At 67.4% G+C, this 25,705-nt stretch carries 27 protein-coding genes; 18 read left to right on the top strand and 9 right to left on the bottom strand.

The window, feature by feature from the left end; translation table 11 throughout:
* Window positions 1-70: 70 nt before the first annotated feature.
* Genes TTY48_RS05755 through TTY48_RS05745 form a run of 3 tightly spaced genes read right to left on the bottom strand, consistent with a single transcriptional unit; the run spans window position 71 to window position 1,955 of the window.
* Window positions 71-385 (bottom strand): DUF3349 domain-containing protein, encoded by a 315-nt coding sequence (locus tag TTY48_RS05755; protein ID WP_220656591.1) that lies wholly within the window; start codon window positions 383-385, stop codon window positions 71-73.
* A gap of 10 nt (window positions 386-395) precedes the next feature.
* Entirely contained in the window at window positions 396-695 is a 300-nt protein-coding gene (locus TTY48_RS05750) for a hypothetical protein (protein ID WP_220656590.1), read from the bottom strand.
* 3 nt (window positions 696-698) lie between these two features.
* Window positions 699-1,955 carry an inorganic phosphate transporter gene (locus TTY48_RS05745; protein WP_220656589.1) on the bottom strand — a complete coding sequence of 419 codons (1,257 nt, stop codon included), beginning with the start codon at window positions 1,953-1,955 and terminating at the stop codon, window positions 699-701.
* A gap of 207 nt (window positions 1,956-2,162) precedes the next feature.
* Here TTY48_RS05745 and TTY48_RS05740 point away from each other — a divergent pair, with 207 nt between their 5' ends.
* Complete coding sequence (locus TTY48_RS05740) at window positions 2,163-3,302, top strand: BTAD domain-containing putative transcriptional regulator (protein WP_220656588.1); 1,140 nt, start codon at window positions 2,163-2,165, stop codon at window positions 3,300-3,302.
* Window positions 3,303-3,485: 183 nt separating this feature from the next.
* The gene (locus TTY48_RS05735) at window positions 3,486-4,571 is read left to right on the top strand and encodes a YdcF family protein (protein ID WP_220656587.1); all 1,086 of its coding nucleotides are present in this window, start codon (window positions 3,486-3,488) and stop codon (window positions 4,569-4,571) included.
* On the opposite strand, the gene TTY48_RS05730 is transcribed toward TTY48_RS05735, so the two are convergent.
* On the bottom strand, window positions 4,568-4,987 hold the full coding sequence (locus tag TTY48_RS05730) for an HIT family protein (protein WP_220656586.1): 420 nt from the start codon (window positions 4,985-4,987) through the stop codon (window positions 4,568-4,570). The genes TTY48_RS05735 and TTY48_RS05730 overlap by 4 nt on opposite strands.
* A 122-nt stretch (window positions 4,988-5,109) precedes the next feature.
* Here TTY48_RS05730 and TTY48_RS05725 point away from each other — a divergent pair, with 122 nt between their 5' ends.
* The 9 genes from TTY48_RS05725 (at window position 5,110) to TTY48_RS05685 (ending at window position 14,143) form a co-directional block, all read left to right on the top strand.
* Window positions 5,110-5,685: a hypothetical protein gene (locus TTY48_RS05725; RefSeq protein ID WP_220656585.1), complete on the top strand. Its 576-nt coding sequence runs from the start codon at window positions 5,110-5,112 to the stop codon at window positions 5,683-5,685.
* A gap of 445 nt (window positions 5,686-6,130) precedes the next feature.
* Window positions 6,131-6,931 (top strand): MspA family porin, encoded by an 801-nt coding sequence (locus TTY48_RS05720; RefSeq protein WP_220656584.1) that lies wholly within the window; start codon window positions 6,131-6,133, stop codon window positions 6,929-6,931.
* Window positions 6,932-6,976: 45 nt separating this feature from the next.
* On the top strand, window positions 6,977-7,312 hold the full coding sequence (locus TTY48_RS05715; protein WP_220656583.1) for a hypothetical protein: 336 nt from the start codon (window positions 6,977-6,979) through the stop codon (window positions 7,310-7,312).
* An 11-nt stretch (window positions 7,313-7,323) separates the two neighbouring features.
* On the top strand, window positions 7,324-8,298 hold the full coding sequence (locus TTY48_RS05710; RefSeq protein ID WP_220656582.1) for a hypothetical protein: 975 nt from the start codon (window positions 7,324-7,326) through the stop codon (window positions 8,296-8,298).
* A gap of 229 nt (window positions 8,299-8,527) precedes the next feature.
* A complete protein-coding gene (locus tag TTY48_RS05705; protein ID WP_220656581.1) occupies window positions 8,528-8,782 on the top strand; it encodes a DUF4333 domain-containing protein in 255 nt (84 codons plus the stop codon).
* A gap of 92 nt (window positions 8,783-8,874) precedes the next feature.
* On the top strand, window positions 8,875-9,207 hold the full coding sequence (locus TTY48_RS05700) for a hypothetical protein (RefSeq protein ID WP_220656580.1): 333 nt from the start codon (window positions 8,875-8,877) through the stop codon (window positions 9,205-9,207).
* Window positions 9,208-9,327: 120 nt separating this feature from the next.
* On the top strand, window positions 9,328-9,660 hold the full coding sequence (locus tag TTY48_RS05695; RefSeq protein WP_220656579.1) for a hypothetical protein: 333 nt from the start codon (window positions 9,328-9,330) through the stop codon (window positions 9,658-9,660).
* A 1,581-nt stretch (window positions 9,661-11,241) separates the two neighbouring features.
* Entirely contained in the window at window positions 11,242-13,023 is a 1,782-nt protein-coding gene (locus TTY48_RS05690) for a hypothetical protein (RefSeq protein ID WP_220656578.1), read from the top strand.
* A gap of 733 nt (window positions 13,024-13,756) precedes the next feature.
* A complete protein-coding gene (locus tag TTY48_RS05685; protein ID WP_220656577.1) occupies window positions 13,757-14,143 on the top strand; it encodes a hypothetical protein in 387 nt (128 codons plus the stop codon).
* A gap of 37 nt (window positions 14,144-14,180) precedes the next feature.
* On the opposite strand, the gene TTY48_RS05680 is transcribed toward TTY48_RS05685, so the two are convergent.
* Window positions 14,181-15,107 (bottom strand): 1,4-dihydroxy-2-naphthoyl-CoA synthase, encoded by a 927-nt coding sequence (locus tag TTY48_RS05680; protein WP_220656576.1) that lies wholly within the window; start codon window positions 15,105-15,107, stop codon window positions 14,181-14,183.
* Between the two features lie 164 nt (window positions 15,108-15,271).
* Here TTY48_RS05680 and TTY48_RS05675 point away from each other — a divergent pair, with 164 nt between their 5' ends.
* Complete coding sequence (locus TTY48_RS05675) at window positions 15,272-16,138, top strand: 3-hydroxyacyl-CoA dehydrogenase family protein (protein WP_220656575.1); 867 nt, start codon at window positions 15,272-15,274, stop codon at window positions 16,136-16,138.
* 25 nt (window positions 16,139-16,163) lie between these two features.
* The gene (locus TTY48_RS05670) at window positions 16,164-17,162 is read left to right on the top strand and encodes an o-succinylbenzoate synthase (protein ID WP_220656574.1); all 999 of its coding nucleotides are present in this window, start codon (window positions 16,164-16,166) and stop codon (window positions 17,160-17,162) included.
* Here the strand turns inward: TTY48_RS05670 and TTY48_RS05665 are convergent.
* Window positions 17,130-17,594, bottom strand: coding sequence for a hypothetical protein (locus tag TTY48_RS05665; RefSeq protein ID WP_255585517.1), 465 nt, complete (start codon window positions 17,592-17,594; stop codon window positions 17,130-17,132). The genes TTY48_RS05670 and TTY48_RS05665 overlap by 33 nt on opposite strands.
* Window positions 17,595-17,704: 110 nt before the next feature.
* Here TTY48_RS05665 and TTY48_RS05660 point away from each other — a divergent pair, with 110 nt between their 5' ends.
* Entirely contained in the window at window positions 17,705-18,187 is a 483-nt protein-coding gene (locus TTY48_RS05660; protein ID WP_220656573.1) for a hypothetical protein, read from the top strand.
* Here TTY48_RS05660 and TTY48_RS05655 read toward each other — a convergent pair.
* Entirely contained in the window at window positions 18,184-18,348 is a 165-nt protein-coding gene (locus TTY48_RS05655) for a hypothetical protein (protein WP_220656572.1), read from the bottom strand. The two genes, TTY48_RS05660 and TTY48_RS05655, sit on opposite strands and share 4 nt — an antisense overlap.
* A 58-nt stretch (window positions 18,349-18,406) precedes the next feature.
* On the bottom strand, window positions 18,407-20,650 hold the full coding sequence (locus TTY48_RS05650; protein WP_220656571.1) for an MMPL family transporter: 2,244 nt from the start codon (window positions 20,648-20,650) through the stop codon (window positions 18,407-18,409).
* 124 nt (window positions 20,651-20,774) lie between these two features.
* Between TTY48_RS05650 and TTY48_RS05645 the strand changes: the two genes are divergently transcribed.
* Window positions 20,775-21,035 (top strand): metal-sensitive transcriptional regulator, encoded by a 261-nt coding sequence (locus TTY48_RS05645; protein WP_220656570.1) that lies wholly within the window; start codon window positions 20,775-20,777, stop codon window positions 21,033-21,035.
* A 1-nt stretch (window position 21,036) separates the two neighbouring features.
* On the opposite strand, the gene TTY48_RS05640 is transcribed toward TTY48_RS05645, so the two are convergent.
* On the bottom strand, window positions 21,037-22,302 hold the full coding sequence (locus TTY48_RS05640; protein WP_220656569.1) for a trans-acting enoyl reductase family protein: 1,266 nt from the start codon (window positions 22,300-22,302) through the stop codon (window positions 21,037-21,039).
* Between the two features lie 84 nt (window positions 22,303-22,386).
* Here TTY48_RS05640 and menD point away from each other — a divergent pair, with 84 nt between their 5' ends.
* Genes menD through TTY48_RS05625 form a run of 3 tightly spaced genes read left to right on the top strand, consistent with a single transcriptional unit; the run spans window position 22,387 to window position 25,701 of the window.
* Window positions 22,387-24,033 (top strand): 2-succinyl-5-enolpyruvyl-6-hydroxy-3-cyclohexene-1-carboxylic-acid synthase, encoded by a 1,647-nt coding sequence (menD, locus tag TTY48_RS05635; protein ID WP_220656568.1) that lies wholly within the window; start codon window positions 22,387-22,389, stop codon window positions 24,031-24,033.
* Window positions 24,030-24,512, top strand: a complete 483-nt coding sequence (locus tag TTY48_RS05630; RefSeq protein WP_220656567.1) for a DUF3592 domain-containing protein — start codon at window positions 24,030-24,032, stop codon at window positions 24,510-24,512. Before menD ends, TTY48_RS05630 begins: the two co-directional genes overlap by 4 nt.
* A gap of 37 nt (window positions 24,513-24,549) precedes the next feature.
* Complete coding sequence (locus TTY48_RS05625; RefSeq protein WP_220656566.1) at window positions 24,550-25,701, top strand: glycosyltransferase family 1 protein; 1,152 nt, start codon at window positions 24,550-24,552, stop codon at window positions 25,699-25,701.
* Window positions 25,702-25,705: the final 4 nt, after the last annotated feature.

Here is a 25,705-nt window from a genome sequence, read left to right as displayed (position 1 = left end):
GCCCCCTATCCTGCGACCAGGATAGGGGGCGCCTCGCCGACGATGGTGAACAGAAGGAAAGCGGTCTGTTTCAGTTGCTGGTGAAACCCGTCAGCGGCCAGCCGCCGGCGGCGAGCTTCGAGGCCACCTGGTTGAGGTCCTCGTCGCTGGGCTGAGACTGGGTGACCTTGGCGATGGCCGCCTCGATCTCGTCCTTGTGCACCTCGTCGGGACGGGCCGCCAGCAGGCGCCCCAGCACCGCGTTGACCTCGTCCTCGGACAGCGACCGCTGCAACAGCGCGAGCAGCGGGAAGTAGTCCTTCGGCGGCACGCCCTCGGGGTACCCGGCGCGCAGCCAGTCGAGCACCTGCGTGAGGACGCCGTCCTGGGTGTTCTCGGTGGTCATCGCGCTACTCCTACTTCTTGGTGAACGTGGGGTAGATGTTCTCGAAGCTCATCTTGTAGCCGTAGCCGGACGAGACGACCATGGCCACGGCGAGCACGATCGCGACGATCACGATGAGGAAGGCGATGGCGGCGATCACGTTGCCGAGGGGGTTCGGCTTGTGGACGGTGCCGTCCTCCTGCTCGTGGCCGTTGCCGATGGCGAGGCCGCGGACGCCCACGGCGAACAGGGCGGGCAGGCCGGCGCCGAGGATGAGGCCCACGAGGAGGACCTTCCACACCGCATTGAGGGCGAGGGAGATGGTTTCCATGTCTTAGACCTTCGCAATCTTCTCGTCGGCGGGGACGACCGAGTTGCTGTCGTCGTCCCACTCGGCGTTGACGTTGTTGGAGTCGACCTTCTGCTGCTGTGCGCGCCAGTACATGTAGCCGGACAGGGCGCAGAGGATGAGGAAGGCGACCACCGGGCCGGCCAGGCCGGGGATCTTCGCGGCGACGACCCACATGATCGCGCCGACGAGGGCGGCGGCGGGGAGGGTGATGAACCAGGCGGCCACCATCCGGACGGCCACGTTCCAGCGCACCTTGGCGCCGGGCTTGCCCACGCCGGAGCCGAGGATCGAGCCGGTGGCCACGTGGGTGGTGGAGAGCGCGAAGCCCAGGTGGCTGGACACCAGGATGACGGTGGCCGAGGAGGCCTCGGCGGCCATGCCCTGCGGCGCGCTGATCTCGATGAGGCCCTTGCCCAGGGTGCGGATGATGCGCCAGCCGCCGAGGAAGGTGCCGAGCGCGATGGCGGCGGCGGCCGAGACCTTCACCCACAGCGGGACGCCGTGCGTGTTGTCCCAGAACAGCAGGCCGCCGCGGGCCTCGGGGGTGCCGGCGCTGTAGCCGATGAGGGCCAGGGTGATCACGCCCATGGTCTTCTGCGCGTCGTTGGTGCCGTGCGCCAGCGAGACCAGCGAGGCGGTGCCGATCTGGCCCCAGCGGAAGCCCTCCTCGGTGAACCGCTCGGCCACACCGGCGACGATCTTGAAGATCAGGTAGGTGCCGACCGCGGCCACGAGGCCCGCGACCACGGGGGCGAACAGCGCGGGGAGCACGACCTTGCCGATGACACCGTCGAGCTTGCCCTGGCCGATCCACACCACACCACCGGTGCCGAGGGCGGCCATCGCGGCGCCGATCATGCCGCCGAACAGCGCGTGCGAGCTGGAGCTGGGCAGGCCCAGCAGCCAGGTCAGCAGGTTCCAGACGATGCCGCCGATGAGGCCGGCGAGCACGATGATGAGCAGCGCGCGGCCGTGGTTGGCGGTGAACTCCGCCTTCGGCGAGCCGTCCTTGTTCTGGATCTTGATCACGGCGTTGGTGACGGTGAGCGCCACCTCGACCGACAGGAAGGCGCCGACCAGGTTCAGGATCGCCGAGAGCGAGACGGCGGTCTTGGGCTTGAGGGCGCCGGTGGCGATGGAGGTGGCCATCGCGTTGCCGGTGTCGTGGAAGCCATTGGTGAAGTCGAAGGCGAGGGCCGTCACGATCACCAACAGCAAGATGATCAGTTCGCTGTTCATGGTGAGAATCTTGCGGTCCGAGTGCCGATTCCACCAAACGGGTGAGACGGGGCTGACATCCTCCTGACCTGCAGTTTTCGTACGCCGTGTCCACAGTTCATCGAATGTTCATTCAGGCGGCTCTCAGAATAGGCTCAGCATGTCCGATCTGTCCGATTCACGTGCGTGTCGGTGAACCGGAAGTGGCACCGGATTAGGATTCCCCGCATGGCGTCGTTGGATATCCGAGTGCTGGGCCAGGTCTCGCTGTCGGTGGACGGCGCCGCGAACGAGGTGTCGGGCGTCAAGCCGCGGTCGGTGCTCGCGCTGCTGGTGATGAACCGCGGCCGCGCGGTCACGGTGGACTCGCTCAGCGAGCAGGTGTGGGACGGCAATCCGCCGGCGTCGGCACGCGCGAGCCTGCAGGTGTTCGTGAGCGGCCTGCGCAAGGCGCTGCGCGGGCCCGGCGCCGGTTCCGGTTTGGACGCGCTGCTGGTGACCTCGGGGTCGACCTACCGGCTCGATCTCGAGCCCGAACAATCCGATGTGGGGCGCTTCGACGCGGCCCGCCGCCGCGGCGCGGAACTGGCCGCCGCGGGCCGCTACGACCAGGCCTCGTTGATGTTCGCCTCCGCGCTCGCCGAGTTCCGTGGCGACGCCGTCGCCGATCTGCGCGGCCTGCAGTTCGCCGACAACTTCGCGATCGGGATGGCGGAGGAGCGCGCCGCGGTGCAGTCCGCGATGTACGACGCGGAGATCGCCGCGGGGCGTGCGGGTTCGGTGATCGGCGACCTGCGGCGCCTCGTCTCGGAGCATCCGCTCCAGGAGCCGCTGTGGGGCCAGCTGATCACGGCGTTGTACGTGACCGGCCGCCAGGCCGACGCCCTGGAGGCCGCGCGCGATCTGCGGCGCACACTGGCCGACGAGCTCGGCGCGGATCCCACGCCCGCGCTGGTGGAGTTGGAGGGCAAGGTGCTGCGGCAGGAGCAGCTCGCCTTCGCCCAGGCACGTCCCGCGCAGCCCGGGGGCGGCCGCGCCTTCGAGAAGACCGAGACCGATGCCGTGGTGGAGCCCGGCGGGCCCAAGGGGCTGCTCATCGCGCCCGACGGCACCGAGTACCCGGTGCACGGCGAGGTGCGCCTGGGGCGCCTGCCCGACAACGACATCAGCCTCGACGACACCAAGGTCTCGCGCGAGCACGCCGTGATCACGGGGGCCGTCAGCGGTTTCGCCGTGCGTGACCTGATGTCCTCGAACGGCACTTATGTCGGGGAGCGTCGGGTGGCCGGGCAACTGCCGCTGTCCGACGGTGACGAGCTCACGCTGGGCCGCACGACCTTCACCTTCCGTGTGATCGACGACGAGTAGCCGGCGCGGGAATTCTCCGGCGCGAGGAGTCTCCGGGGGTGGGGTAGTCGGTCTCGGGAGTCATGCGCCGCGCGCATACCCATCCGTTCGGACCGGAGGATCATCCGTTCGGCCGGTCCGGCCGCCGCGGCCCGCTCCGTACGCTGGTCCCATGATTGCGATGGTGAACTTCGGATGGTGATCGTGGCCTGGACCGCCGTGGTGATCACGGCCCTCGTCGTGGCGGAGTCGCTGCGCAGAGTCGTCACGGACCGCCGCCGGGTGACGAACGGGTTGTGGCTGATCGCGGCCACGATGTGCCTGTGGATCACGTGCGCAGTGTTGTTGTACGTGACGGGCCACCCGACGGGCGCCACCGTGCTCGTGCTCGGACCCATCGCGCTCGGTGTGTTCGGGTTGGTGGTGATCGGTGTGGCCCTGCTCGTCAACAGCCTGGTGGTGATTCGGCGCGAGGGGCTCAGCCTGGCCACCCTGGTGCCGGCGGCGATGGGGGCGGCGCTGCTCACCGAGGTGGTCATCGGCGGCTACGTGCTGGTGACCGTGACCTCCGTCGATCCCGGAAGCCCGGTCCGTCTCGTGCTGCTCGTCGCGCTCCTCATTCCCGGGGGCATGGTGGTCTTCCAACTGGCCGCCTACACCGGCTACACCGTGGTGCACCGCCGGCTGCCCGGCACCCGCGACGGCGATGTGGTGGTGGTGCTCGGGTCCGGCCTGAACGGCGATCAGCTGACGCCGCTGTTGCGGTCGCGAATGGACCTGGGGATCACGGAGTTCCGGCGTCTGGTGGCCGAGGGCGGCGATCCGGTGCTGGTGTGCTCCGGAGGCAAGGGGGAGGACGAGCAGATCGCCGAGGGCGAGGCGATGGCGCGGTACGCCGAGGCGCAGGGGGTGCCTCCGGCGCGGCTGTTGCGGGAGGTCCGGTCGACGACCACCGAGGAGAACCTGCGCTTCACCGTCGATCTGCTCGATGAGCGGGGTATCGAGTGGACCCGGATGCTGGTGACCACCAGCAGCTTCCACGCGCTGCGTGCCGGATCGCTGACCCGCAAGCTGGGCCTGCCCGCGACCGCCCTCGGGTCACCGACCGCTCTGTACTTCCGTCCGGCGGCTTTCCTCCGCGAGTTCGTGGCCGTGGTGGTGCACTACCGGCGCGCGAACCTCGTCGTGTGCGGCATGCTCGTCGGGCTGTGGCTGTTGACGGTGGTCGCCGTCCTGATCGCCTCGTATCAGGTGGAACCGGAGTTCAGGGATCTGCTGATACCGGACTAGGCGGTGATGCCCCGGCGCAGCAGCTCAGCGGCATCGTCGGAGGAGCGGGGCTTGCGCCGCACGATCCTCCCGAGGATCGCTCCGCGATCGCCTGCATAGCGCGGAATCATGTGCAGGTGAACGTGATCGACGGTCTGGAACGCGGCGCGCCCGTCGTTGAGGACGAGGTTCGCACCGTCGGCGGCGAGGGCTCCCTCGCGGGCCGCCCGGGCCAGACGGTGCCCCAGCCCGAACATGCGCTCGCCGAGCGGACCGTCGAGATCGCGGAGGCCGGCGGCGTGCCGCCTGGGTACCACGAGGGTGTGGCCGCGGCTCATCGGCCGCGCGTCGAGGAAGGCGATCAGTTCGTCCGTCTCGCAGACCACCGCCGCCGGTGCCTCGCCCGCGATGATGGCGCAGAAGATACATCGCTCCATGGCGTCAGAGTAGACCGCGGAGAAAGAGTGACGATCCCCACTTCCGCATGCGGTTCCGTACTGAAGGTGCGACAAACACAATAGATAGTGCGATAAAGCGCACACGGAGCGGGAGAACAGATGTGACGAAGGACAGCGGGATCGCGGGTCGGCGGGCCGTCGGGGGCGCCGTGGGCGCACTGTCGATGCTGGTAGCGGGGTTGGTGATGGCGGCGCCGGCCGCCGCGGCGCCCTCGTCCGTGCTCGGCGCCGACGAGCTGCCCGGGGGCTACGCGGGGTATCAGAGTCGCGAACAATCGGGGGAGATCGCGATGGTCCCGTCGGGGGATCTGTCGACCGCGTGCCTGAACGCGACCGCGGCCGCCGCGACCGCCACCCGCGGCGCTCGCAGCCAGGAGGCGTTCGCCTCGCGCGGGAGGTACACGCTCACCGTCGCCGTGCTGTCCAAGCCCGCCGCGGTCCAGCTCGGGAATCTGCTGGAGCGGTGTGCGCCAGGGGATTCGGAGCAGGCCTTCGCTGCGGTCGGCGTGCCCGCAGACCTCGTACGCTTCGCTCCTCGTCTGTACTGGAACGCGTCCGGTGAGCAGCGCGTGGCCTACGTGAACGTGCGGCAGGTGACCGTGGTGGTGCGCACCGTCGGGCCGGCGGAGCCGTTCTGGGAGACCCTGCGCAAGCAGGTTGCCAAAGCTGATCGCTGACCTCCGCCCGCGGGCCGCGGTTGTGACAGTTTCGTGAAGGTATCTAGTGATCGGCGGTGGTGGTTGTTACCGTCACCTGAGACGTCGCGAGCGTGGAGAACGCACACCCACATCTGATCAGTAAATCTAATATTTGCAGTGCACACAATAGTTCGCTACTTGCAAAGTTGTACGCATTCACTTAACCTCCTCTTAGGTAAAGCAAGTTTCAACGCGACATCGTCGGGGTCGATCCCGGGGTGGTTACGCGGGGGAGCTCGCATACCCCGCCGGGTTCTCACGGGAGGTGAGGCCCGGTGTCGGCAGCCCCGCCGGTCATCGGCCTGCGGAAGACGGACCGCGCTCGCAGCGCTTGCACGTCGGGCTTCGTTCCACGGGGGGACGCGCCAGTGCAGCGGGCCGAGCCCGTGGGTTGCCGCGTCCGACAACCTGGAGGAAGCAGCACATGCCGTCTCGCACAACACATGCCCTGATCGGTGCGGCCGCGGCCGTCGCCGCGGCGCTCACCATGGCGCCGATCGCGACCGCGGCTCCCAACCCGGCGCCGAAGCCGGCCGCCGATACCAAGCCCAAGCCCGACGACGAGTTCGCCGACAGCTCGCGCACGGTGGTGACCCGCGACGGCTGGAAGATGGTGGTCACGAAGACCTCCGAGGCGTTGCGCTCGGTGCCGCCGCTGAACCGTTCCCCGCAGTCTTTCGAGGCCTTCTCGACCATCGGCGGCGAGGCCACGGTGTCCGTAGCCGATCCCAAGAAGCCGCCGAAGTCCAAGGTGAAGTCCGCGGTTCTCACCACGGGGCTCCAGGTGGGCTGCGCCGTGACCGCGGACAGCCTCACGGTGGGCGGCAGCATCTCGAACGCCACCAACGTGGGCGTGACGCCGTCGGTGACCGCGAACCTCACGGGCACCGCGACGGGGCAGGGCGGCACCACCGGTGGCAGTGGCGGCGGCAGCGTGTCCGCCGGTGTGACGCCGGGGATCTCGGCCACCGTGGGCAATACGCTCACCGAGACCGGGTCGATCTCGGGCGTGATCAAGCCGGGCACCAGCAAGGACATCCCGTACGCCAAGAAGAACCTCGAGGGTCCCGATGCCGCGACGTACACCCGCGAGGTGCGCGTGGCCGTCGACAACTGCATCGGCGGCGTTCAGGTGCGCTCGTACGCGACCATCGCGCTGCAGACCGACCGTACGGACGACTCGATCACCACGTACGGCAAGCCGATCTTCATCACCCGCCCGTAACGCGTGCCATGACGACGATCAACATCTGTGGAGGGGTGGACCGCAATGACTGACATCAATACGGCAGATACACAACAGATTCCGGTGCAGCGGAGCCAGGGCACAGTGGGGGCGCAGGCCGATCCGCAGCCGGCGCAGCAACCGGGCAACGACGAAGCCGAGGCGATGCGGACCCTGGCGCTCAAGGCCCTCGGTTTCGTGATCGGGCTCGCCATGCTGGTGGGCTGCGGATTCGCGGTCGAGCACCTGAACGAATGGGGCGAGCGCTGGACGATGCCGGCCGTCTTCGTCGTGTTCGTCCTGGTGATGCTGGTTGCGAGCCAGCTCGTGGTCGGGGGATTCTCGGCCATCTGGGCAGCGGTTCGCGGCGGCCGCACCTAGTCCAGCCGGTCATGGTGGGCAAGCGCGACCGCAGCGCGGACGAGGAGGTCTTCGCGGCATCGCTGCGGCAGTTGTTCGTGGCGGCGGGCTCCCCGACGGTCGCGCAGGTCGCGCGTCAGGTGGGCGTCAGTGCGGGAACGATCTCGCACTGGCGCACAGGAAGACATTTCCCCAGCGAGTTCGCGACGATCGAGCCGCTGCTCGTGCAGCTGACCGACCGCGCGCACCAACGCATCCGGACCGGTGCGAGCACCGCGCACGAAGCCGGTGTGCTGACGGTGCGCCAGTGGCAGGGCCTGTTCGATGCCGCCGCCGGCGAGGAGGTCAAGGCGCCCGCGCTCGAACAGATCGCCGCGTCCGGCGAGCGCTGGGCGCAGGCCTCTGATGCCGGGGCGGTCGAGGCGGCGAGGACCGTGCTCGTCGGTTGCCTGGAGACCTCCGTCGATGGGGCCGTGGTGCCCCGGGCGTGGGCGCCCGCGCACTCCGGAACCGGCGGCGTGGGTGACGTCGTGGCGGAGCTGATCGACCTGGGCGTCCTCGTGGAGCCCGTTGTTCGTTCGGTCGAGGACGAGGCCCGATCGGGGCACGTCGCTGTGGTGGACTCCGGCCTGATCGAGGCGTGGCCGCGATTGTCCCGGTGGGTTGCGGACGCGTATCCGGCCCTGATCGCGCGGACCGGCCTGGAGCACGATGCGCAGCGCTGGAGTGCGGCCGATCGTCCGCGCGCGTGGCTGTACGACCACACGCGTCTCGAACTGACTGCGGATGCGCTCACAACCTTGGCTGGTGCCGATTCCGGTGATGCGGGCTTCCGATTCGGTGTGGCGACCGGCTCGCAGATCCCGGCGTCGGCGATCGAGTTCTGGGAGGCGTCGCAGTCCGCCGCGGTGTCGGAACTGCGGGTGCATCAGATCGTGATGGCCGTGATCGTGGTGCTGTCGGTGATGGTGCTCGGGCTCGGGGTTGCGCTGGGGGTGGTGGCGTGAGGTCCGGGCGGGTTCAGCAGCGTCGCGGCCAGTGGTCTTGCCCGCGACCTGGGAATGTTGGGATTGATGTAGGAAAGGGAGGGCTCGAATGTGGCTCGTTTCTTTTGATGCAAAATGCTCGGGGCGGATTCTACGACGTTCTGTTGCGGCCTCTGTGGTAACCGCGCTTGCAGGGTGCTCGTTCTCGGTTGGAGACACCCGGTCTGTCGGGCCGTCAGTGGGCGTAACCGTGGGGGCTTCGACTTCGGAAATTTCAAAGGAAGAACTGGAAAGTCGATCTTCTGAAATTCTCGCCAAAGAGGTCGGGGTTACACCAGATTCTGTTGTCTGCGACGGCCCATTGAAGGCCGAGATCGGCAGGTCGCAGAGGTGTGTTATCAACAAAGGTGGAGGTAGTATCGGCATGACTGCAACCATCACAAACGTCCAAGGCGATGAAGCGAAATGGGATGTAAAGGTCGACGATATTCCTGCCGGCAAGTAGTTCGACGATCATCAAGCCGTGCAAGACGACGAGAACCCTATTGGCCGACTCCGAATCGAAAAAGCCTTCTTTATCCGATGAGGTGAAGCTGAGTGTACGAAGACATCGCTAGCTCAAGAGTTGATGACTTAGGGAAGCTCCTGGATGAACCTGTCGACTTTCGGATAAGCGAGCAATTCCCTGGATGGTTGACGGCAGCTGTTGATTCGGGCAGTCGGATCTATGTGCGATGGGGAAGTTCATTTCCGGCTGAAGATCATTGGTCGCTGTGGCTCGGTGACGAATGGTTTGACTTCAACGAGGTTCCACAGAATTGGAGTATCTCCATGGGTGACTCGATATATCCATGGGGAGGAGTTCCTTTGGGCTTCAGGTTTCCTGACAAAGAGGAAGCTACCGAAATCTTGCTCAAAGGAGATGGCTAGTTTCGCGATTGATCAGCCTGTGTTCGGTGAATCGCAAACGTGAGTCACTTCGCGGCTTTCAGTCGGAGCGGGGTCCGAAAGCGTTGGAAGAGATGCTTCGGTCCCGGGAGAGTTGAGGTCGTGATGTTGATTGTGGTCCTGATCGCGGTGTTGGTGTGTGGGGCGATAGTCTTCGCGCTGGGATTCCCCTGGCCGAGGCCTGGGGTGCTCTTGCTGTCGGTCGTCGTGCTTCTCCTGGGGGCGTACCTCACCTACTTCGGTGTGGAGAAGGTGGAGCCGGGCAATGGTCGTGCAACCGCATTTTCTTATGTCGGGTTCGTTTTGGTGGCGGTCTTCAGGTACAAGGTCGGTGTCGAGGAGCCGTCCGCGCGGTTCGAGGAGTGGAGGGACGAGCGCAGACGGCGCCGGGAAGACCGGGCCTCTGAGTCGGGGAATTCTGATCGTGATCGCTGATTCCTGGCGGAGATGATCGATCGGTAGTACTGAGGGGATGGCGACTAGTCGGGGCGCGCTTCTCCTGGCAGGAATCCCGGTCTCGGCTGGGTGCTCTGGTGCCCGCGATTCTTTCTGACATACAAGACGGAAACAGTGACAGCGAGGCAATCGTGTGCGAAACAGTCGCTACGGCAGTTGGAATCGGATCCAGTGTCGCTGATCACTGTGATCGGTGCGGTTGGAGGGGCTATCGTCGGGATGGAGGAACGTCTTGGATTACGGCGAAGGGGATGGACTGGCTTTGGCAGAAGGAAACGAGTCACATTTCGTGTGGACCAACTATTCGAATCAGTGGAAGCCTCTCGCGGGACCGCTTTTAGGTGCGGCGCTCGGAACTCTTGGGCTGATCATCGGCATAGCTGGATCGATGCCGGGAGTGGTGATCTGTAGTATTGGAATGATTCTACTGTTTGTTGGTATGCTTTCTCCCCAGGTTGGATCACGCAACAGCACAATTTGTGTTCATGGGAGCGGTGTTCGAATAGGCCATGCACCGTGGTGGAGAAACTCCGCTACCTATCTTGTCGCAAGCATTGCTGTGCTCGCAGTAGGACTGAGTGTCGGCGCAACTGACGGCACTCAAAGATCTGGGATGGTGCTGCCTGTGGCGCTACTCGGAACTGTAGTTGCGACGGTGATCGCATACATAATTTTTCGGAATCGAGGGGCATTCGTAATCGAGTCGCAGCACGTGATCACCGCGCGCGGTGTAACGATCCCATTCGAGAAACTCAATTACGGACTATTTGAGCCTCCACGAGGCGCCCCATCAGTTCGATTCTCGAGCGAAGATATTGGGAGTGCTTCTGAGTACATGACGGCGTTTGGATATCTCATCGATACCAACAATGTTCTCTCAACCCTAGATGCACTCACTTCCCTACCTGAAGCAGCTTCTCCGCAGCGGATATATTCAATGTTGACCGTGCGTCCGCCCGAAGATATCCCAATTGGATCGAGTGTATCCGTGACGATCTATTCGTGCGCTTGAAGGAAGTTGAGGGATTGAAAGTGGTCGCTGATTCCTGGCGGAGATGATCGATCGGTAGTACCAGGGGGATGGCGGCCAGTCGGGGCGCGCTTCTCCAGGCAGAAGCCCCGGCTTCGGCTGGGTGCTGCGGCCGCGGTGCGCTGGCGCCAAGTGGGGGATCGAGTTCTGGACGAGGCCGGGGCGTCTGGCTGCCGAGTAGCGCGACATGGCGTGTTGTCAGCGATGACCTGGGCATATAGGGGACCGCTATATGCCGTTGAACGGGCTGATGCCGTTCAACCGGGGCGCTATATGAATTGCTCGGATATGTCCCGTGAGCAGCGAATATGCGCGGATCGGAGCGCCAATGCCGGTTGACCCGGTTGTGGATCGGTGGCGAACTGGGTCTATCAGTGCCCGCGTCGGGCGCAATCCCTCTTTCCGGCCTCATGGTCGATGGGGCTGGTGTTCGTGAAGATGGAAGGTGAGTGAGGTCTGTGGCAGCGCATGCTCGGGGGAAGCCCGTTGGTGCCGCGAACGGCGGCACCCGCGACGGTAATGACGGCTCGGTGGCGCAGCAGCGCTTGCAGGGTGCGTTCCTGACGGTGATCGGGTTGGCGGGGATGGTCGGTGGGGTGATGTTCTCCATCGAGGCGCCGCGGTTCACGCCGGTGCCGGTGGTGTTTCTGACGTTCTGGTTGATCATGGTGATCGTCGGGCGGATCTTCTTCACCGGTCTGAGCAAGCTCCGCTCGGCGGGGGTGGGAGCGCCCGCGCCGGAGCAGGTGCGTGCCGCGGCTGCGGTGGCTGGGATCGTGGTGGCGGTCGGGATGATGGGCTTCGCCGCGACCGGTCCGGGTGCGGGGGTTGCTTCGGCGGCGCCGTGTCCGGGTGGTGGTCCGGCGACCTGTGGTCCGGGGCCGGGTCCGGATTTAACGATCACTCCGCCGGCGCAGCAGACGACCGCGCCGGGTGGTCAGCAGGGCAATCAGGGCAGCGGTCAGGACAACAATGGGATCGCGACCTCGCCTGCGGGCAGCGGCGGCAATAGCGGTGACGGTATTCAGGCGCAGACTCCGCAGTTCGGTACGCCGGGTCAGCAGGCGCCGAACATTCCGGGGAACCCGACCGGTCAGGGCCAGCAACCCGGCCAGGGACAGGGGAATCAGCAGCAGAGTCCGGTGCGCACCACCGCGCCCGGTCAGCCCACGCAGTCGGGGCAGCCCACGCAGTCCGGTCAGCAGACGTCGGGTCAGCCGACGGTGACGGTGACCCAGACCCAGTCGCAGTGCCCGGCTCCCGGCGCCGCGGGTAGCGGAGCTGCCCCGGGGAGCGGCGGTTCGGGCTCCGACCATGGCGGTACCGGCCCCGGCGGCGGAGACAGCAAAGGCGGTGCCCCGTCGTGGGCCTACCTAGTTGGTGAGGCGGCCGCCATCGCTGCCGGCCGCCGCAAGCCGGGTGCGGCACCGGGAGTCAACGGAACAGGCGGAGAAGCCGGTCGGGCTGAGCCTGGTGATCACGGTGGTGTTGCTGTCGGGCGACAAGCGACTCCGGCATCTCAGCGAGACGTCGATGGAGTGCCGAGGGCGCAGACATCGCAGCGCGGTGCAGAAGGGGGACAAGATTCGTATGACGATGCGCCTTCTGACGGAATCAATCGTCAGGACGTCTCACTTATGTCAGACACCAGTATGTTTGCGTCCGGCAACAAGGTGACCGACAAGGGGAAAGAAGCCGTGGAAAATGCGGTCAACTTCGCAGTTGACTCAGCTAAGAACATCGGAGCGGATGGCAATCCTATGTCCATTGCCAATTCTGCCCTCACTGCTGCTGCGCCGGCAGCTAAGAAGCTGACCCCGCAAGTGATTGCGGCAGAGCGCGCGGCGAGCCAGAAGGCAACGATGGCGGCGGAAAGGGCTGCACAGAAACCGTGGTACAACCCGACCAAGATCGCCGATCGAGCGTCATCGGCTGTCAACGGCGTTAAGGCCAATGCGCTAGGCAAGGCAGGAAATCTGCTCTCCTCTGCATCTAAGCGTCTGCCTGGAATTGGTGCGGCGACGACCATGTATCAGTCGTATCAAGAGGCCAAAAGCGGCGCGCCGGCAGACAAGGCGTTCGCAAAGGGGCTGGGAAGTCTAGGCGGAGCGGCCGCGGGTGCGGCGATCGGGACGATGCTATTTCCAGGGGTAGGGACTTTGGCCGGCGCGGGAATTGGCGCGGTAGGCGCCGTTATCGGATCTGGCGTTGGTACGGAAATTGTCAATAGAGGGTATGATGGGACGAAGAAGGCTGTCCTGTCGGCAGCGAGTGGAATTGGAAAAGCTGCGTCGAAACTGAAATTCTGGTGAGCCATGATCTCAAGGTCTGAAGCGATTGATTCGAGCTGGCCCGTTGAGTGGCCGGTTTGGAAGATTCGATTGTGTTGGTTCGTTGCAGCAGTTCTGGCGACATTTCTATTGCTAGGTGTTGTGGGATTGACCGTCGAAATCGTCGGGCCAAATGGGTCGCTCGACGACCTAAATGATTGGTTTGCGCTCTCACTCATGGTGACAGGTTTCACGATCGCATTGGCTGGCGTGTGCAATATTCGGGTGCGACGTAACGCGCCCCCGCTAGTTGATTGGACTGCAGCATCTCCGGACCGAGGTCCGGAGATTGCGATACGATCGGCGATCTCGGTTACAAAACTCTTTCCTATGGCAGTCGCAACACTAGTTATCTTAGACGGTTTTCTCGGGGTTGCCACACTCGGAGGCGTAGAAAGCCTAGGAAGCATATTCCTTACGCTATTCTGGTTTTCGTGGATTGTTGGTGGAATGTTGGGTCTATGGAATACTAGCAGAATAACAGACCCTGAATTTATGTTCACAAAGCAGAACCTGTGGGTGCGTAATACAATGGTTCGATGGAGTGAAATAGAAGATATCAGACCCATCCTCCGAGGCGCATATCCGATAGTCGAACTGTTGGTTGATCGAGAGTCTGGCTCAAATTGCGGCACGCAAATCAGGGTTGAAGTGCATCCTGTTCGCTATCACGTAGACAGTGAAGCGATGCTGGTCGCAATTGAGAATTTGTGCGATGACGAAGATACGCGAATTGCCGCGCTTAGTTCACCCGTTGTGGCAACGGAGCTTTTCGCAAGATTCGGAAGGTTTACCTTTGGAGAAAATGAGAACGGGAGTGACAGATGATTTACCAGGAGGCGGGTTTATGAGTGAATCGATCGGTGATGTGCAACCTGCGGCGGATGCGAATGGAGAGACCTCCGGGCCTGTATTGGCAGTCCTCATGATCGTCTCGGGCGCACTCACGCTGACTATGGTTACTATGGCGTACGTAAACTTTGGGAGCATCCCTCAGCGATGGCAATTTGGGTTCGTTGCCCCGGTTTCATTTTTTGCGATTTACTACGGAGTTGTGTGGGTTGTGCGAGGTGTGAAGATGGCGCGATCGCAGCTCATGTGATCGATCTGCACTAGCTTTAACTCTGCACTAGCGTCGGCTAGTAGTAGTAGGGGAACGGTGACCAGTCGGGGGCGCGCTTCTCTAGGAAGGAATCCCGGCCCTCCACAGCCTCGTCGGTCATGTAGGCCAGGCGGGTCGCCTCACCGGCGAAGAGCTGCTGCCCGACAAGTCCGTCGTCGGGAAGATTGAAGGCGTACTTCAGCATTCGCTGCGCCTGCGGGCTCTTGCCGAGGATCTTCGCGGTCCACTCCAGTGCCACGTTCTCCAGCTCGTCGTGATCGACGACTCGGTTCACGGCGCCCATGCGGTGCATGTCCTCGGCGCTGTACACATCGCCCAGGAAGAAGATCTCGCGCGCGAACTTGTTGCCCACCTGCTTCGCGAGATAGGCGCTGCCGTAGCCGGCGTCGAAGCTGCCCACATCGGCATCGGTCTGCTTGAACTTCGCGTGCTCCCGCGAGGCCAGCGTCAGATCGCACGTCACGTGCAGCGAATGCCCGCCGCCGGCGGCCCAGCCGTTCACCAGCGCGATCACCACCTTCGGCATGAACCGGATCAGCCGCTGCACCTCCAGGATGTGCAGCCGGCCGCCCTCGGCCTTCACCCGGGCCTCGTCGACGCCGTCCGCGGTCGCCGCCTCGACATCGGAGTCGTGGCTCGTCGCGTACTGGTACCCGCTGCGCCCACGAATCCGCTGATCGCCACCGGAGCAGAACGCCCACACCCCGTCTTTCGGTGCCGGACCGTTACCGGTCAGCAGCACCGCACCCACATCGGCCGACCGCCGCGCGTGGTCCATCACCGAGTACAGCTCATCCACGGTGTGCGGCCGGAAGGCGTTGCGCACCTCCGGGCGGTCGAACGCGACGCGCACCGTGCCCTGGCTGATGTGCCGGTGGTAGGTGATGTCCGTCAGGTCCTCGAAGCCCGGGACGGGCTTCCACAGCTCGGGATTGAAAGTCACCCGTCCGACTCTACTGTCGGCCGCCACCGGGTGGCGTGAACCGGGGCCGTCCACCCGGAGTACGATTACTTAAGTGATCGAATCAACTTCGATGATCGGCAGCCCGGCCACCGCGACCCGCGGTGCAGCCCGCGCCTGACCTCCCTCACCCATCAGGAGTAGCCATGAACTACGCGTACACCTTCGACGCGATCAAGAACCGCCCCGTCGCCGTGATCGGCGCCGGAACACTGGGCCGACGCATCGCCCTCATGTTCTGCAGCCGCGGTGGCGAGGCCCGCGTCTACGACCCCGACGCCACGCAGGCGCAGGCCGCCGTCGACTATGTGGCGCAGACCCTTCCGGGCATCATCACCGAGCGCGGAACCGGCGCCGTGGGGCGCGCCGTGGCCCACGACGATCTGGCCGCCGCCGTCCGGGACGCCTGGCTGATCATCGAGGCGGTCCCCGAGCGGCTCGACATCAAGATCCCGTTGTGGGGCCAGATCGACGAGGCCGCACCCGCCGACGCGATCTTCGCCACCAACTCCAGCTCCTACGCCTCGCGGCTCATGGACGAGCGGATCACCGACAAGACCCGCTTCCTCAACATGCACTTCTACATGCCGCCCACCGCGAACGCGGTCGACCTCATGTCCGACGGCGACACCTCCCGTGAGCTGATCGACTCGCTCCTGCAGATCCTCCCCGAATTCGGCGTGATCCCGTTCGAGGCCAAGAAGGAGAGCACCGGCTTCATCTTCAACCGGGTGTGGGCCGCCATCAAGCGCGAATCCCTCGCCGTGGTGGCCGAGGGCGTCGCCACCCCGGAAGACGTGGACGGCATGTTCAAGGTCAACTGGCACATGCCCGTCGGCCCCTTCCAGATGATGGACAACGTGGGCCTCGATGTGGTGCTCGACATCGAGAACCACTACGCCGCCGAGAATCCGAACCTGCCCGAGGGCCCGCGCCGCCTGCTGCACGAGTACGTCGATTCCGGCCGGCTCGGTCGCAAGACGGGCGCAGGCTTCTACGACTACAGCGCCTAGCACTCGCGCCCCCTACCCTGGGGGCATGGTCGACGTCGACGAACTCCTCGCCTCCGCTCGCGTGGTCCGGCTGCCGATGCGGGTCCGCTTCCGCGGCATCACCGCTCGCGAAGCCGTCGTCTTCCGCGGCCCCGCCGGCTGGGGCGAATTCGCCCCGTTCGCGGAGTACGACGACGCCGAATCTTCCAACTGGCTGCGGGCCGGCATCGAGGCGGCGTACGAGGGCTTCCCGGACCCGGTGCGCACCGTCGTGCCCATCAACGCGACCGTGCCCGCCGTGACCGCCGCGCAGGTCCCCGAGGTGCTGTCCCGGTTCCCCGGCTGCCGGGTGGCCAAGGTGAAGGTGGCCGAGAAGGGGCAGAGCGCCGAGGACGACGTGGCCCGCGTGGCCGCCGTGCGCGCCGCCCTCGGGCCGGACGGTGCCGTCCGCATCGACGCCAACGGCGGCTGGACGGTGCCCGAGGCGTACGCCGTGATCAGCCAGATCCTGGAGCAGGGGCCGCTGGACTACGCCGAACAGCCCTGCCGCACCGTCGAGGAACTCGCCGAACTGCGCGCCCTCCTCGCCGGCGCCTGTGATGTGGCCGCCGACGAATCCATCCGCCGCGCAGACGATCCCATGCGCGTCGCCGAGCTGGGTGCCGCCGACGTCGCGGTGGTCAAGGTGCCGCCGTTGGGCGGGGTCCGGGCGGTGCTCGACGTGGCGGCCAAGCTCCGCGCCGCCGCCGGCGTACGCGTGACCGTCTCCTCCGCGCTCGACACCGCCGTCGGCCTCACCGCCGGTATCGCCGCGGCCGCAGCGATTCCCGAGGGGAACGCGGCGGGGCTGGGCACCGGCGGCTTCTTCACGGCCGACCTCGGCACGCACCCCGTGGTCGACGGTGCGCTGCGCGTGGCCGCGGTCGACCCCGACGAGGCCACCATCGCCGCCGTCGAGGAGACGGGTGAGCGCCGCGACTGGTGGCTCGACCGCCTGCGACGCTGCGCCGCACTACTTCCAGGGAGCGTGGGCCCAGCCCAGTAGCCGGTGCGGCCGCGGATTCGGCGCATCGATGATCTGGATCTGACTGCCGTCCCCGAGCCCGCGGGCCAGGCCCTGCACGGCGCCGCTGAGGTAGGTGCCGTCGCCGAGCGAGATATCGACGTGGAAGCCGTAATCGCTCTCGGTGAAGACCAGCGCGCCGCGCGGTGCCGGAAGCTCGGGATGCCCCAGCCCCTTGGTGGCGAGCGCCTCGTAGAACGACCGCGCATGATCGCGGGGGATGCCGTTGGCGGTGGTGCGGCCGTAGGCGAAATCGACGAAGTCCTCACAGCCGTACTCGCCGAAGGTATCGGTACCCACCAGTGTCATCCCGCGCGCGATCGCGGCCTCGACGTCCGCGGCGTGCGCGGCCGGGACGGCCCCGACGGACAGGGTGAGCAGCACGAGGAGGGCCGATGCCAGAATTCGTCTCACCTCCCCTTTGTAGCGGTGCCGGTGCCCCGCCACACCCGGAACGGCCGACGAATCCGCCCGCGCTGAGATTGTCGGTGGCGTGGTCTAGGGTCCGGAGCGTGGAGAACCTGATGACCGAACTGAACGCCGCCCTCACCGCGGAGCCGGATTCCCGGAAGCCGAAGCTGGACGCGCTCTGGGCGGAGATCGACCCCGCCGATCACGCCTCCCGCTGCATCGCCGCGCACTTCATCGCCGATCTGCAGGAGGACCTCGACGATGAGGTGGCGTGGGACGAGGTCTCGCTGAGGGAATCGGTGAACGTCTCCGACGCCGATCTCCAGGCCATCCACCCCACCCTCACGGTCGCCGGGTTCATGCCCTCGCTGCATCTGAACCTGGCCGACGGTTACCGCAGGCAGGGCCGCTTCGCCGAGGCCGCCGACCGGCTGGGAACCAGCCGCGAGTTCGACTTCGCGCTCACCGACGGCACCGCCGACGAGAAGCTCTACGCCGATGGAATCCGCGAGGCGCAGGAACGGGTGCAGCGGCTGATCGCCGCCGAGGACCGCACCAAGCTGGCGCCGCCCACGCCCACCGACGACCGCGGCTAGCGGAACCAGGGGAGCCTGCGGCGCGTGGCGGCCGGCTCCTCGGCCGCGTGACCGGCGCACCAGTCCTGCGGCGCGACCATCGCCCGCACCGCGTCGACGTGCGAGCCGCACCCGGCCCAGGTGGTCTTGCCGCACGTACGGCAGGGGACGGCGTGGCACATGGTCTCTCCTCTGGCTCCGGGGCGCCGGCGAACTCGCGGAACACCTCGAAAGCGCGCGCTAGTGAATGGTATCCGCCGCCGCGGCCGGATCACCCGCGTCGTGCGCGAAGCTGATGTCCGGGAGCACCCGCGCCAGGGGAGCGGGGCAGGCCCACGCACGGCGCCCGGTGAGGCGCAGCAGCACCGGCAGCAGGATCAGCCGCACCAGGAAGGTGTCGAGCAGCACCGCGACGCCGAGGATCACGCCCATCTCCTTCGGCGGCAGCGGCCCCGACAGCGCGAAGGTGAAGAACACCGCCACCATCACGCCGCCCGCGGCGAAGATCACCCGACCCGATTGCGCGACCGCGCCCACCATCGCCTGCTCGGGATCGCCCGTGCGTTCCCAATGCTCCTTCGCCGACGACAACAGGAACACCGTGTAATCCATGGCGATGGCGAAGATCATCGCGAAGAAGAAGACCGGTGCCCACGCGTCCAGGAATCCCTGCGATTCGAAACCCAGGAACGATGAACCGAATCCGTCCTGGAAGATCAGCCGGGCCACACCGAAGGCCGCCGCCGTGGACAGCAGGCTCACCCCGGTACCGAGCAGCGCGATGAGCGGCGCCCGCAGCGCCACCACCAGCAGTACGAATCCCAGGATCAGGATGATGCCGATCACCAGCGGTGTCGACCTGTCGAGCTGCTTCTTCAGATCGATGTTCTCGACCGCGGCGCCGCCGACCAGCGCACCGTCGGGCAGGGTGGCGCGCAGCCGGTCGACGGTACCCGCGAGCGCCGGATCGGACGGGTCGACGCCCGGCACCGCGGCGATCAGGCTCAACCCACTGCCGTCGGCCGCGGGCATCGCGGGCATCGCGCCGGCGATCCCGGGATCGGTGCCGAGCACCTGCGCGGCGGCGGGAGCCTCGGCGGTGGGCACCACGATCTGCAGGGTGCCCGGAGCGCCCGGCCCGAAGGCGCGTTGCACCTCGTTGTAACCGACTCGCGCATCGGCGCTCTCGGGAAGCACCGTGATCGAGGGCATCGCTGTGCGGAGTCCGATCACGGGCACGGCCAGCGCGATCAGGACGGCCAGTGCCCCGCCGCCCCACGCCAGCGGATTGCGCCACAACCGCGCGCCCCAGCGCTCGAATCGCGGCGACCGGTGGGTGGCGGCCTGCGCCCACGGAATCGGCAGGTTGTTGATCCGCATGTCGAGGACGAACAGCACCACCGGCAGCAGCGTGAGCGTGGCGGCCAGGATGAACACCACCGACACCATGATTCCGCCCGCCATCGAGCGGAACGACGGGGAGGGCACCAGCATCACTGCCGACAGCGAGACGAGCACCGTGATGCCGGACAGGAGTACCGCCTTGCCCGCGGTATCCATCATCTGTGCGATCGAATCCCGCCGGGACAGGCCCTGTTCCATTCGCGCGGCGCGGTAACGCACCACCAGGAACAGGGCGTAGTCGATGCCCAGGGCCAGGGAGAACATCATCGCGAAGTTCATGGCCCAGATCGACACCGGGACGATCTCGTTGATCAGCACCAGCGAACCGGCCGACGCGACCAGGCCCGCCAGGGTCAGCGCGAGTGGCAGGCCCGCCGCCACCAGCGTGCCGAAGGCGAGCACCAGGATCGCGAGTGTCACCGGCCAGGAGAGCATCTCGGACGTGAGCATGGCGGAGAGGTTGGCGGCGTTGAAATCCGACCACAGCATCGACGAGCCGGTCGGGTTCACGGAGATGTCCGCCGTGGACGCCGCACCCAGCGAATCCTTGAGATCCGTGGCGGCACGCACCATCTCGTTGGTGTCGGCCCCGGCGCCGCCGAGCACGACGGCGGTGCGGCCGTCGGCGCTCAGTCCGGCACCGGGCTGCGGCGCCACGACCTCGGCGATCCGCGCATCGGCGCGCAGGATCTCGGTGACCCGTGCGAGCACCCGCGGACCGTCGCCCTGGTCGAGGGGGGCGCCCGCGCTGCTGACCACCACCTGGATCGCATGACTGGCGTTGCCCCCGAAGTGCGCCTGCGCCAGCTCCCTGGCCTGCACCGATTCCGATCCGTTCGCCTGCCAGCCGGCGCCGGACAGGTTCTTCTCCACGAACGGCGCGAACAGCCCCAGCGCGATGATCGCGAGCAGCCAGGTGACGGCGACCGAACGACGATGGTCGATCACCCAGCCGCCGAGGCACCCGAGCGGGCCCGGGCGCGGCGTTCGCGGGGTGGTGGACGGTGCGGCCCCGTCGGCGGTGTGCGACACGGAAGACTCCTCTCGTATCCCCCCGGGGGGATACGAGGAACGTAGCATCCCCCTAGGGGGTTGTACAATGGAACCGATCTCCGGCCGACCGGCGGCGGGAAGAGGGGAACGGCATGGCGCAGCACGCCCGCACGGTCGCGAACATCAAGATCCTCACCGCGGCGGTGACGCGATGAGGATCCCCGACGAGGGTGCGAAACCCATTGTGACCCGGCTCAAGCGGGCCCACGGACACCTCGCCACCGTGATCCGGATGCTCGAGGAGGGCGAGGAGTGCGAGGACGTACTCACCCAGCTCGCCGCCGTCAACAAGGCGCTCGGCCGTAGCGGCTACGCCCTCGTGGCCACCGGCCTGCAGCACTGCATCGCCACCGAGGGCCCCGAGAACGTGGACCAGCAGAAGCTCGAGAAGCTCTTCCTGGCCCTGGCCTGAGCTACGACAGCTCGTCGACCTTCACGGTGAAGCCCTGCGCGCGAAGGCGATCCGCCAGCGCATCGCCCAACGCGACCGCGGGAGTGAGCACGCCGCCGCGGTCCGGCAGCTTCGCCCCGCCGCGGGCCGCGTCACCGTCGAGGGCGAGCGCGAGGCTGGACTCGCCCAGCATCACGGCCGTGCCGCTGTAGCCGGGGTCCAGATCGGCGCCGATCGTCGACCGGTAGCGCCGCCCACCCGTGGTGCGCGAGTAGACATCGGCGATGAAATTGCCCTTCGCCTGCGACTTCTCGCTGGGTCCCTGGCCCGGCTGCGGCAGGATGCGGTCGAGCACGGGGCGCAGCGGCTTGATCGCCAACGCGCCCATCCCCACCGCGAGCGCACCCTGCACCAGATGCGAACCGACCTTCGAGACCACCGAGGGGCCCGGCACCGCCATCGTCTCGCGGTAACTGAAATCGGGGCCGTACGCGAAGTCCAGCAAACCGTTCGAACGCCGCACCACACGAGTGTTGTAGCTGGCCATGAAGAACGGCGCCAGCGTGCCCGACAGTGACGGATCGACCGAGGCGGCGTTCACCACCGACAGGTCGCCCGGCTGCTGCGGCGCCTCGCGCGTGGGATCCACGCTGAGCGAATGCGGCCGGCCCGCCACCCGCCGCGCCTCGCGGTCCGCGGTCACCTCGTCCGCCAGGCCGATCGCCGAGGCGATGGTGCCGCCGCTCGCACCGCCGCGGATCGAGCGGATCACCAGCGTGGTGGGGCCGAGCGTGCCGGCACCGTCGGACTTGGCGCGCTCGTACACCAGGTACGTGCCCAGATCCGAAGGGATCGAGTCGAATCCGCAGGAATGCACGATCTTCGTTCCGTTCGCGGCGGCCTGCTCATGGAACTTGTCGATGGAGCGGCGCGCGAACAGCACCTCGCCCGTGAGATCGGTGTAATGGGTTCCCGCGTTCACGCACGCGCCCACCACGATCTCGCCGTACTTCGCGTACGGGCCCACCGTGGTGCACAGCACCGTGGTGCGCGCGACCATCGCATCCACCGTGGACGGGGCATCGACATCGGCGGTCACGATGCCCCAGCCGGCGGCGTCGCCACCCAGGCGATCGCGCAGCCTCTCCAGCTTCTCCTGCGAACGCCCGGCCAGGGCCACCTTCACCCCCGCGGGTGCGTGCCAGGCCAGATGCCGGGCCGTGAGCTCGCCGACGAAGCCGGTGGCGCCGAAAACGATGATGTCGAATTCCCTGGTACCCGCAGTCATGGCGCCATGTTAGCAGTGTTCGCGCGGCGCTGCGGGGGCGTTCGCGGTGCACCGCCACCGCTGGTCGGTCGTAAGGTGGTCGCCATGCACAACGCCGCACCCAACCCGTCCACGCTGCAGGCGCGCGTGATCGTGGACGAGCTGGTGCGCGGCGGCGTCACCGACATCGTGCTGTGCCCCGGCTCCCGCAATGCACCGCTCGCCTTCGCCGTGCACGCCGCCGACGTCCGCGGCGACCTGCGGCTGCACGTGCGCATCGACGAACGCACCGCTGGCTTCCTCGCCGTCGGCATCGCCTCCGCCACCCGCCGCCCGGTGGCCGTGATCATGACCTCCGGCACCGCCGTCGCCAACCTCAGCCCCGCCGTCTACGAAGCCAACTACGCCCGCGTCCCGCTCCTGGTGATCAGCGCCAACCGCCCGTACGAGCTGCTCGGCTCCGGCGCCAACCAGACCGTGGAACAGTTCGGCATCTTCGGCACCCAGGTGCGCGCCAGCCTCTCCCTCGGCCTCGCCGAACCCGGCCTCGACCGGAACTCCCAGTGGCGCAGCGCCGTCTGCCGCGCGCTCGCCGCCGCCCGCGGCGCCCGCACCGGCAACGCCGGCCCCGTCCAATTCGACATCCCGCTGCGCGAACCCCTCGTGCCCGACGACCCGTCGCCCGCCCTCGCCCAGGGCCGCCCCGACGGCGGCCCCTGGACCGTGGCCCCCGTCGCCACCCTCGACGTACCGCTGCCCATCGACCTGAGCCCCGACACCGTGGTCATCTCCGGACACGGCGCCGGCGAGAACCCCGCGCTGCGCCACCTGCCCACCGTCGCCGAACCCACCGCGCCCCGCGCCGAGAACCCGCTGCACCCCTGGGCGCTCCCGCTGCTGCGCCCCCGGCAGGCCATCATCTGCGGGCGGCCCACCCTGCACCGCGAGGTGAGCGCACTGCTCGCCGACCCCGACGTCACCGTCTACGCCGTCACCACCGGCCCCCGCTGGCCCGACGTCTCCGGCAACGTCGCCGCCACCGGCACCCGCGTGGTCCCCGTCGGCGACCCCGACGAGGCCTGGCTCGCCCGCTGCGCCGAGGCGGACCGTCTGGCCCGGGCGGCCGTCGCCGACGGACTCGACGCCGAACCCGTCACCGGACTGCACGTGGCCCGCGCCGTGTGCGCAGCCCTGCACCCCGGCGACCAACTCGTGGTGGGCGCCTCCAACCCCGTGCGCGATGTGGCCCTCGCCGGCGACCTCCCCGCCGGCGTCACGGTGCTCTCCAACCGCGGCGTCGCCGGCATCGACGGCACCGTGAGCACCGCGGTCGGCGCCGCCCTCGCCCTGCCCGACCGCCGCACCGTGGCCCTCATGGGCGACCTCACCTTCGTGCACGACGCCTCCGGCCTGCTCATCGGCCCCGACGAGCCGCGGCCCCGCGACCTCACCATCGTGGTCGCCAACGACAACGGCGGCGGCATCTTCAACCTGCTCGAACAAGGGGAGGAGCGGTACTCCGGCGCCGAATACGACGGTGCCGCCGCCCGCGTCTTCGGTACCCCGCACGGCACCGACCTCGCCGCCCTCTGCACCGCCTACGGCATCGAATACCGGCTCGCCGAGATCGACGAACTGGCCGCCATCGCCGCCGAACCCGGCCTGCGGGTGGTGGAGGTGCGCACCCAACGCACCGGCCTGCGCGCCCTGCACGCCGGGATGCGCGCCCGCATCACGGGGGAGGGCCGGTGAGCCGTACCGCCCTGCGGCGCGTGCAGCTCGTGCTGCTGTGGACCGCCATCCTCATCACCGGCCTGTGCGTGGTGCTCGTGCTCGCCGCCTGGCGCGACGACCGCACCATCGAGAAGAACCTCGGCGCCGCCACCGCGGAGGTGCTCTCCGCCGGACCCCGCCGCTCGACCATCAGCTTCTACACACCCGACGGCGTCAACCACAATCCGCCGCTCGGCGTGCTCTACCCCAGCGGACTCACCGTCGGCGACCGGATCCAGGTCGAATACAGCCGCGACGACCCCGAACTCGTGCGCGTCGCCGGACGCGACGCCCACGTCGCGATCCTCCCCGCCGCGTCCGTCGCCGGCGTCACCTGGCTCGTGGTCGGATCGATCATGACGCTCATCGCCGTGACCTACCGGCGCACCGCCGACGCGGAACCGGCCGCCCCGGTGACCGACAGTTCACCCGACGTTCCGACGACCGACAACCGATAGGCCACGTCGCGGCACCGGGTCCGGCCACACTGACCTCGTGCGTATCGCCATCGTCGCGGAATCCTTCCTCCCGAACGTCAACGGAGTGACCAACTCGGTGCTGCGGGTGCTCGAACACTGCCGGCGCACCGGCACCGAGGCCATCGTGATCGCGCCCGACTCCGTCGCCGGCTCGGACCCCGCCCCGCTGGAGCACCTCGGCTTCCCCGTGTACCGGGTGCCCGCGCGGATGCTGCCCGGCATCTCATCGCTGCCCATCGGACAGCCCGGAATGCTCATGGTGGACGTGCTGCGCGACTTCCGCCCCGACGTGGTGCACCTCGCCTCGCCCTACTTCCTCGGCGCCGGCGGCCTCGCCGCCGCCAAGCGACTCGGCATCCCCACCGTCGCGATCTTCCAGACCGACGTCGCGGGATTCGCCGGCTCCTACGGGTTCGGCCCGCTCCAGCGCGCCGCCTGGTGGTGGACCCGGCAACTGCACAAGCAGTGCGACCTCACCCTGGCACCGTCGTCCGCATCGATCCGCGACCTGCGCGACCACCGCATCCCCCGCGTGAAGACCTGGGCCCGCGGCGTGGACGCCGAACGCTTCGCACCGTCGCACCGCAGCGCCGAGCTGCGCGCCCGATGGCTCGGCGATCACCCCGATCGGATGATCGTCGGCTTCGTCGGCCGCCTCGCCGCCGAGAAGCACGTCGAACGCCTCGCCGGACTGTCCGGCCGGGACGACGTGCAGCTCGTCATCGTCGGCGACGGCCCCGAACGCGCGCGCCTCGGCGAACTCCTCCCCGACGCCGTCTTCACCGGACAGCTCGGCGGGGCCGACCTCGGCGCCGCCTACGCCTCCCTCGACGTCTTCGTGCACCCCGGCGAGCACGAGACCTTCTGCCAGGCCGTGCAGGAGGCCCTCGCCTCCGGCGTCCCGTCCATCGCGCCGGACCAGGGCGGACCCCGCGACCTGGTCGCGCACTGCCGCAACGGCTACCTGCTGCCCACCGCCGAATTCGCCGATCTGCTGCCCGGCGTGATCGACACCCTCGCCGATCCCGCCCTGCGCGCCCGGTTCGGCGAGGCCGCCCGCCGATCGGTGCTCGCCCGCACCTGGCCGGCGCTGTGCGATCAGCTGTTCGCGCACTACGAGAGCGTGATCACCGGAGCCCCCGATGTCGCCGTCGGGCGGGCCGTCTGACTTC

It is taken from the genome of Tsukamurella sp. TY48, assembly GCF_019656655.1.
In the GTDB taxonomy this organism is placed as follows: Bacteria; Actinomycetota; Actinomycetes; order Mycobacteriales; family Mycobacteriaceae; genus Tsukamurella; species Tsukamurella strandjordii.
This window is presented reverse-complemented; position numbering and strand designations above follow the sequence as displayed.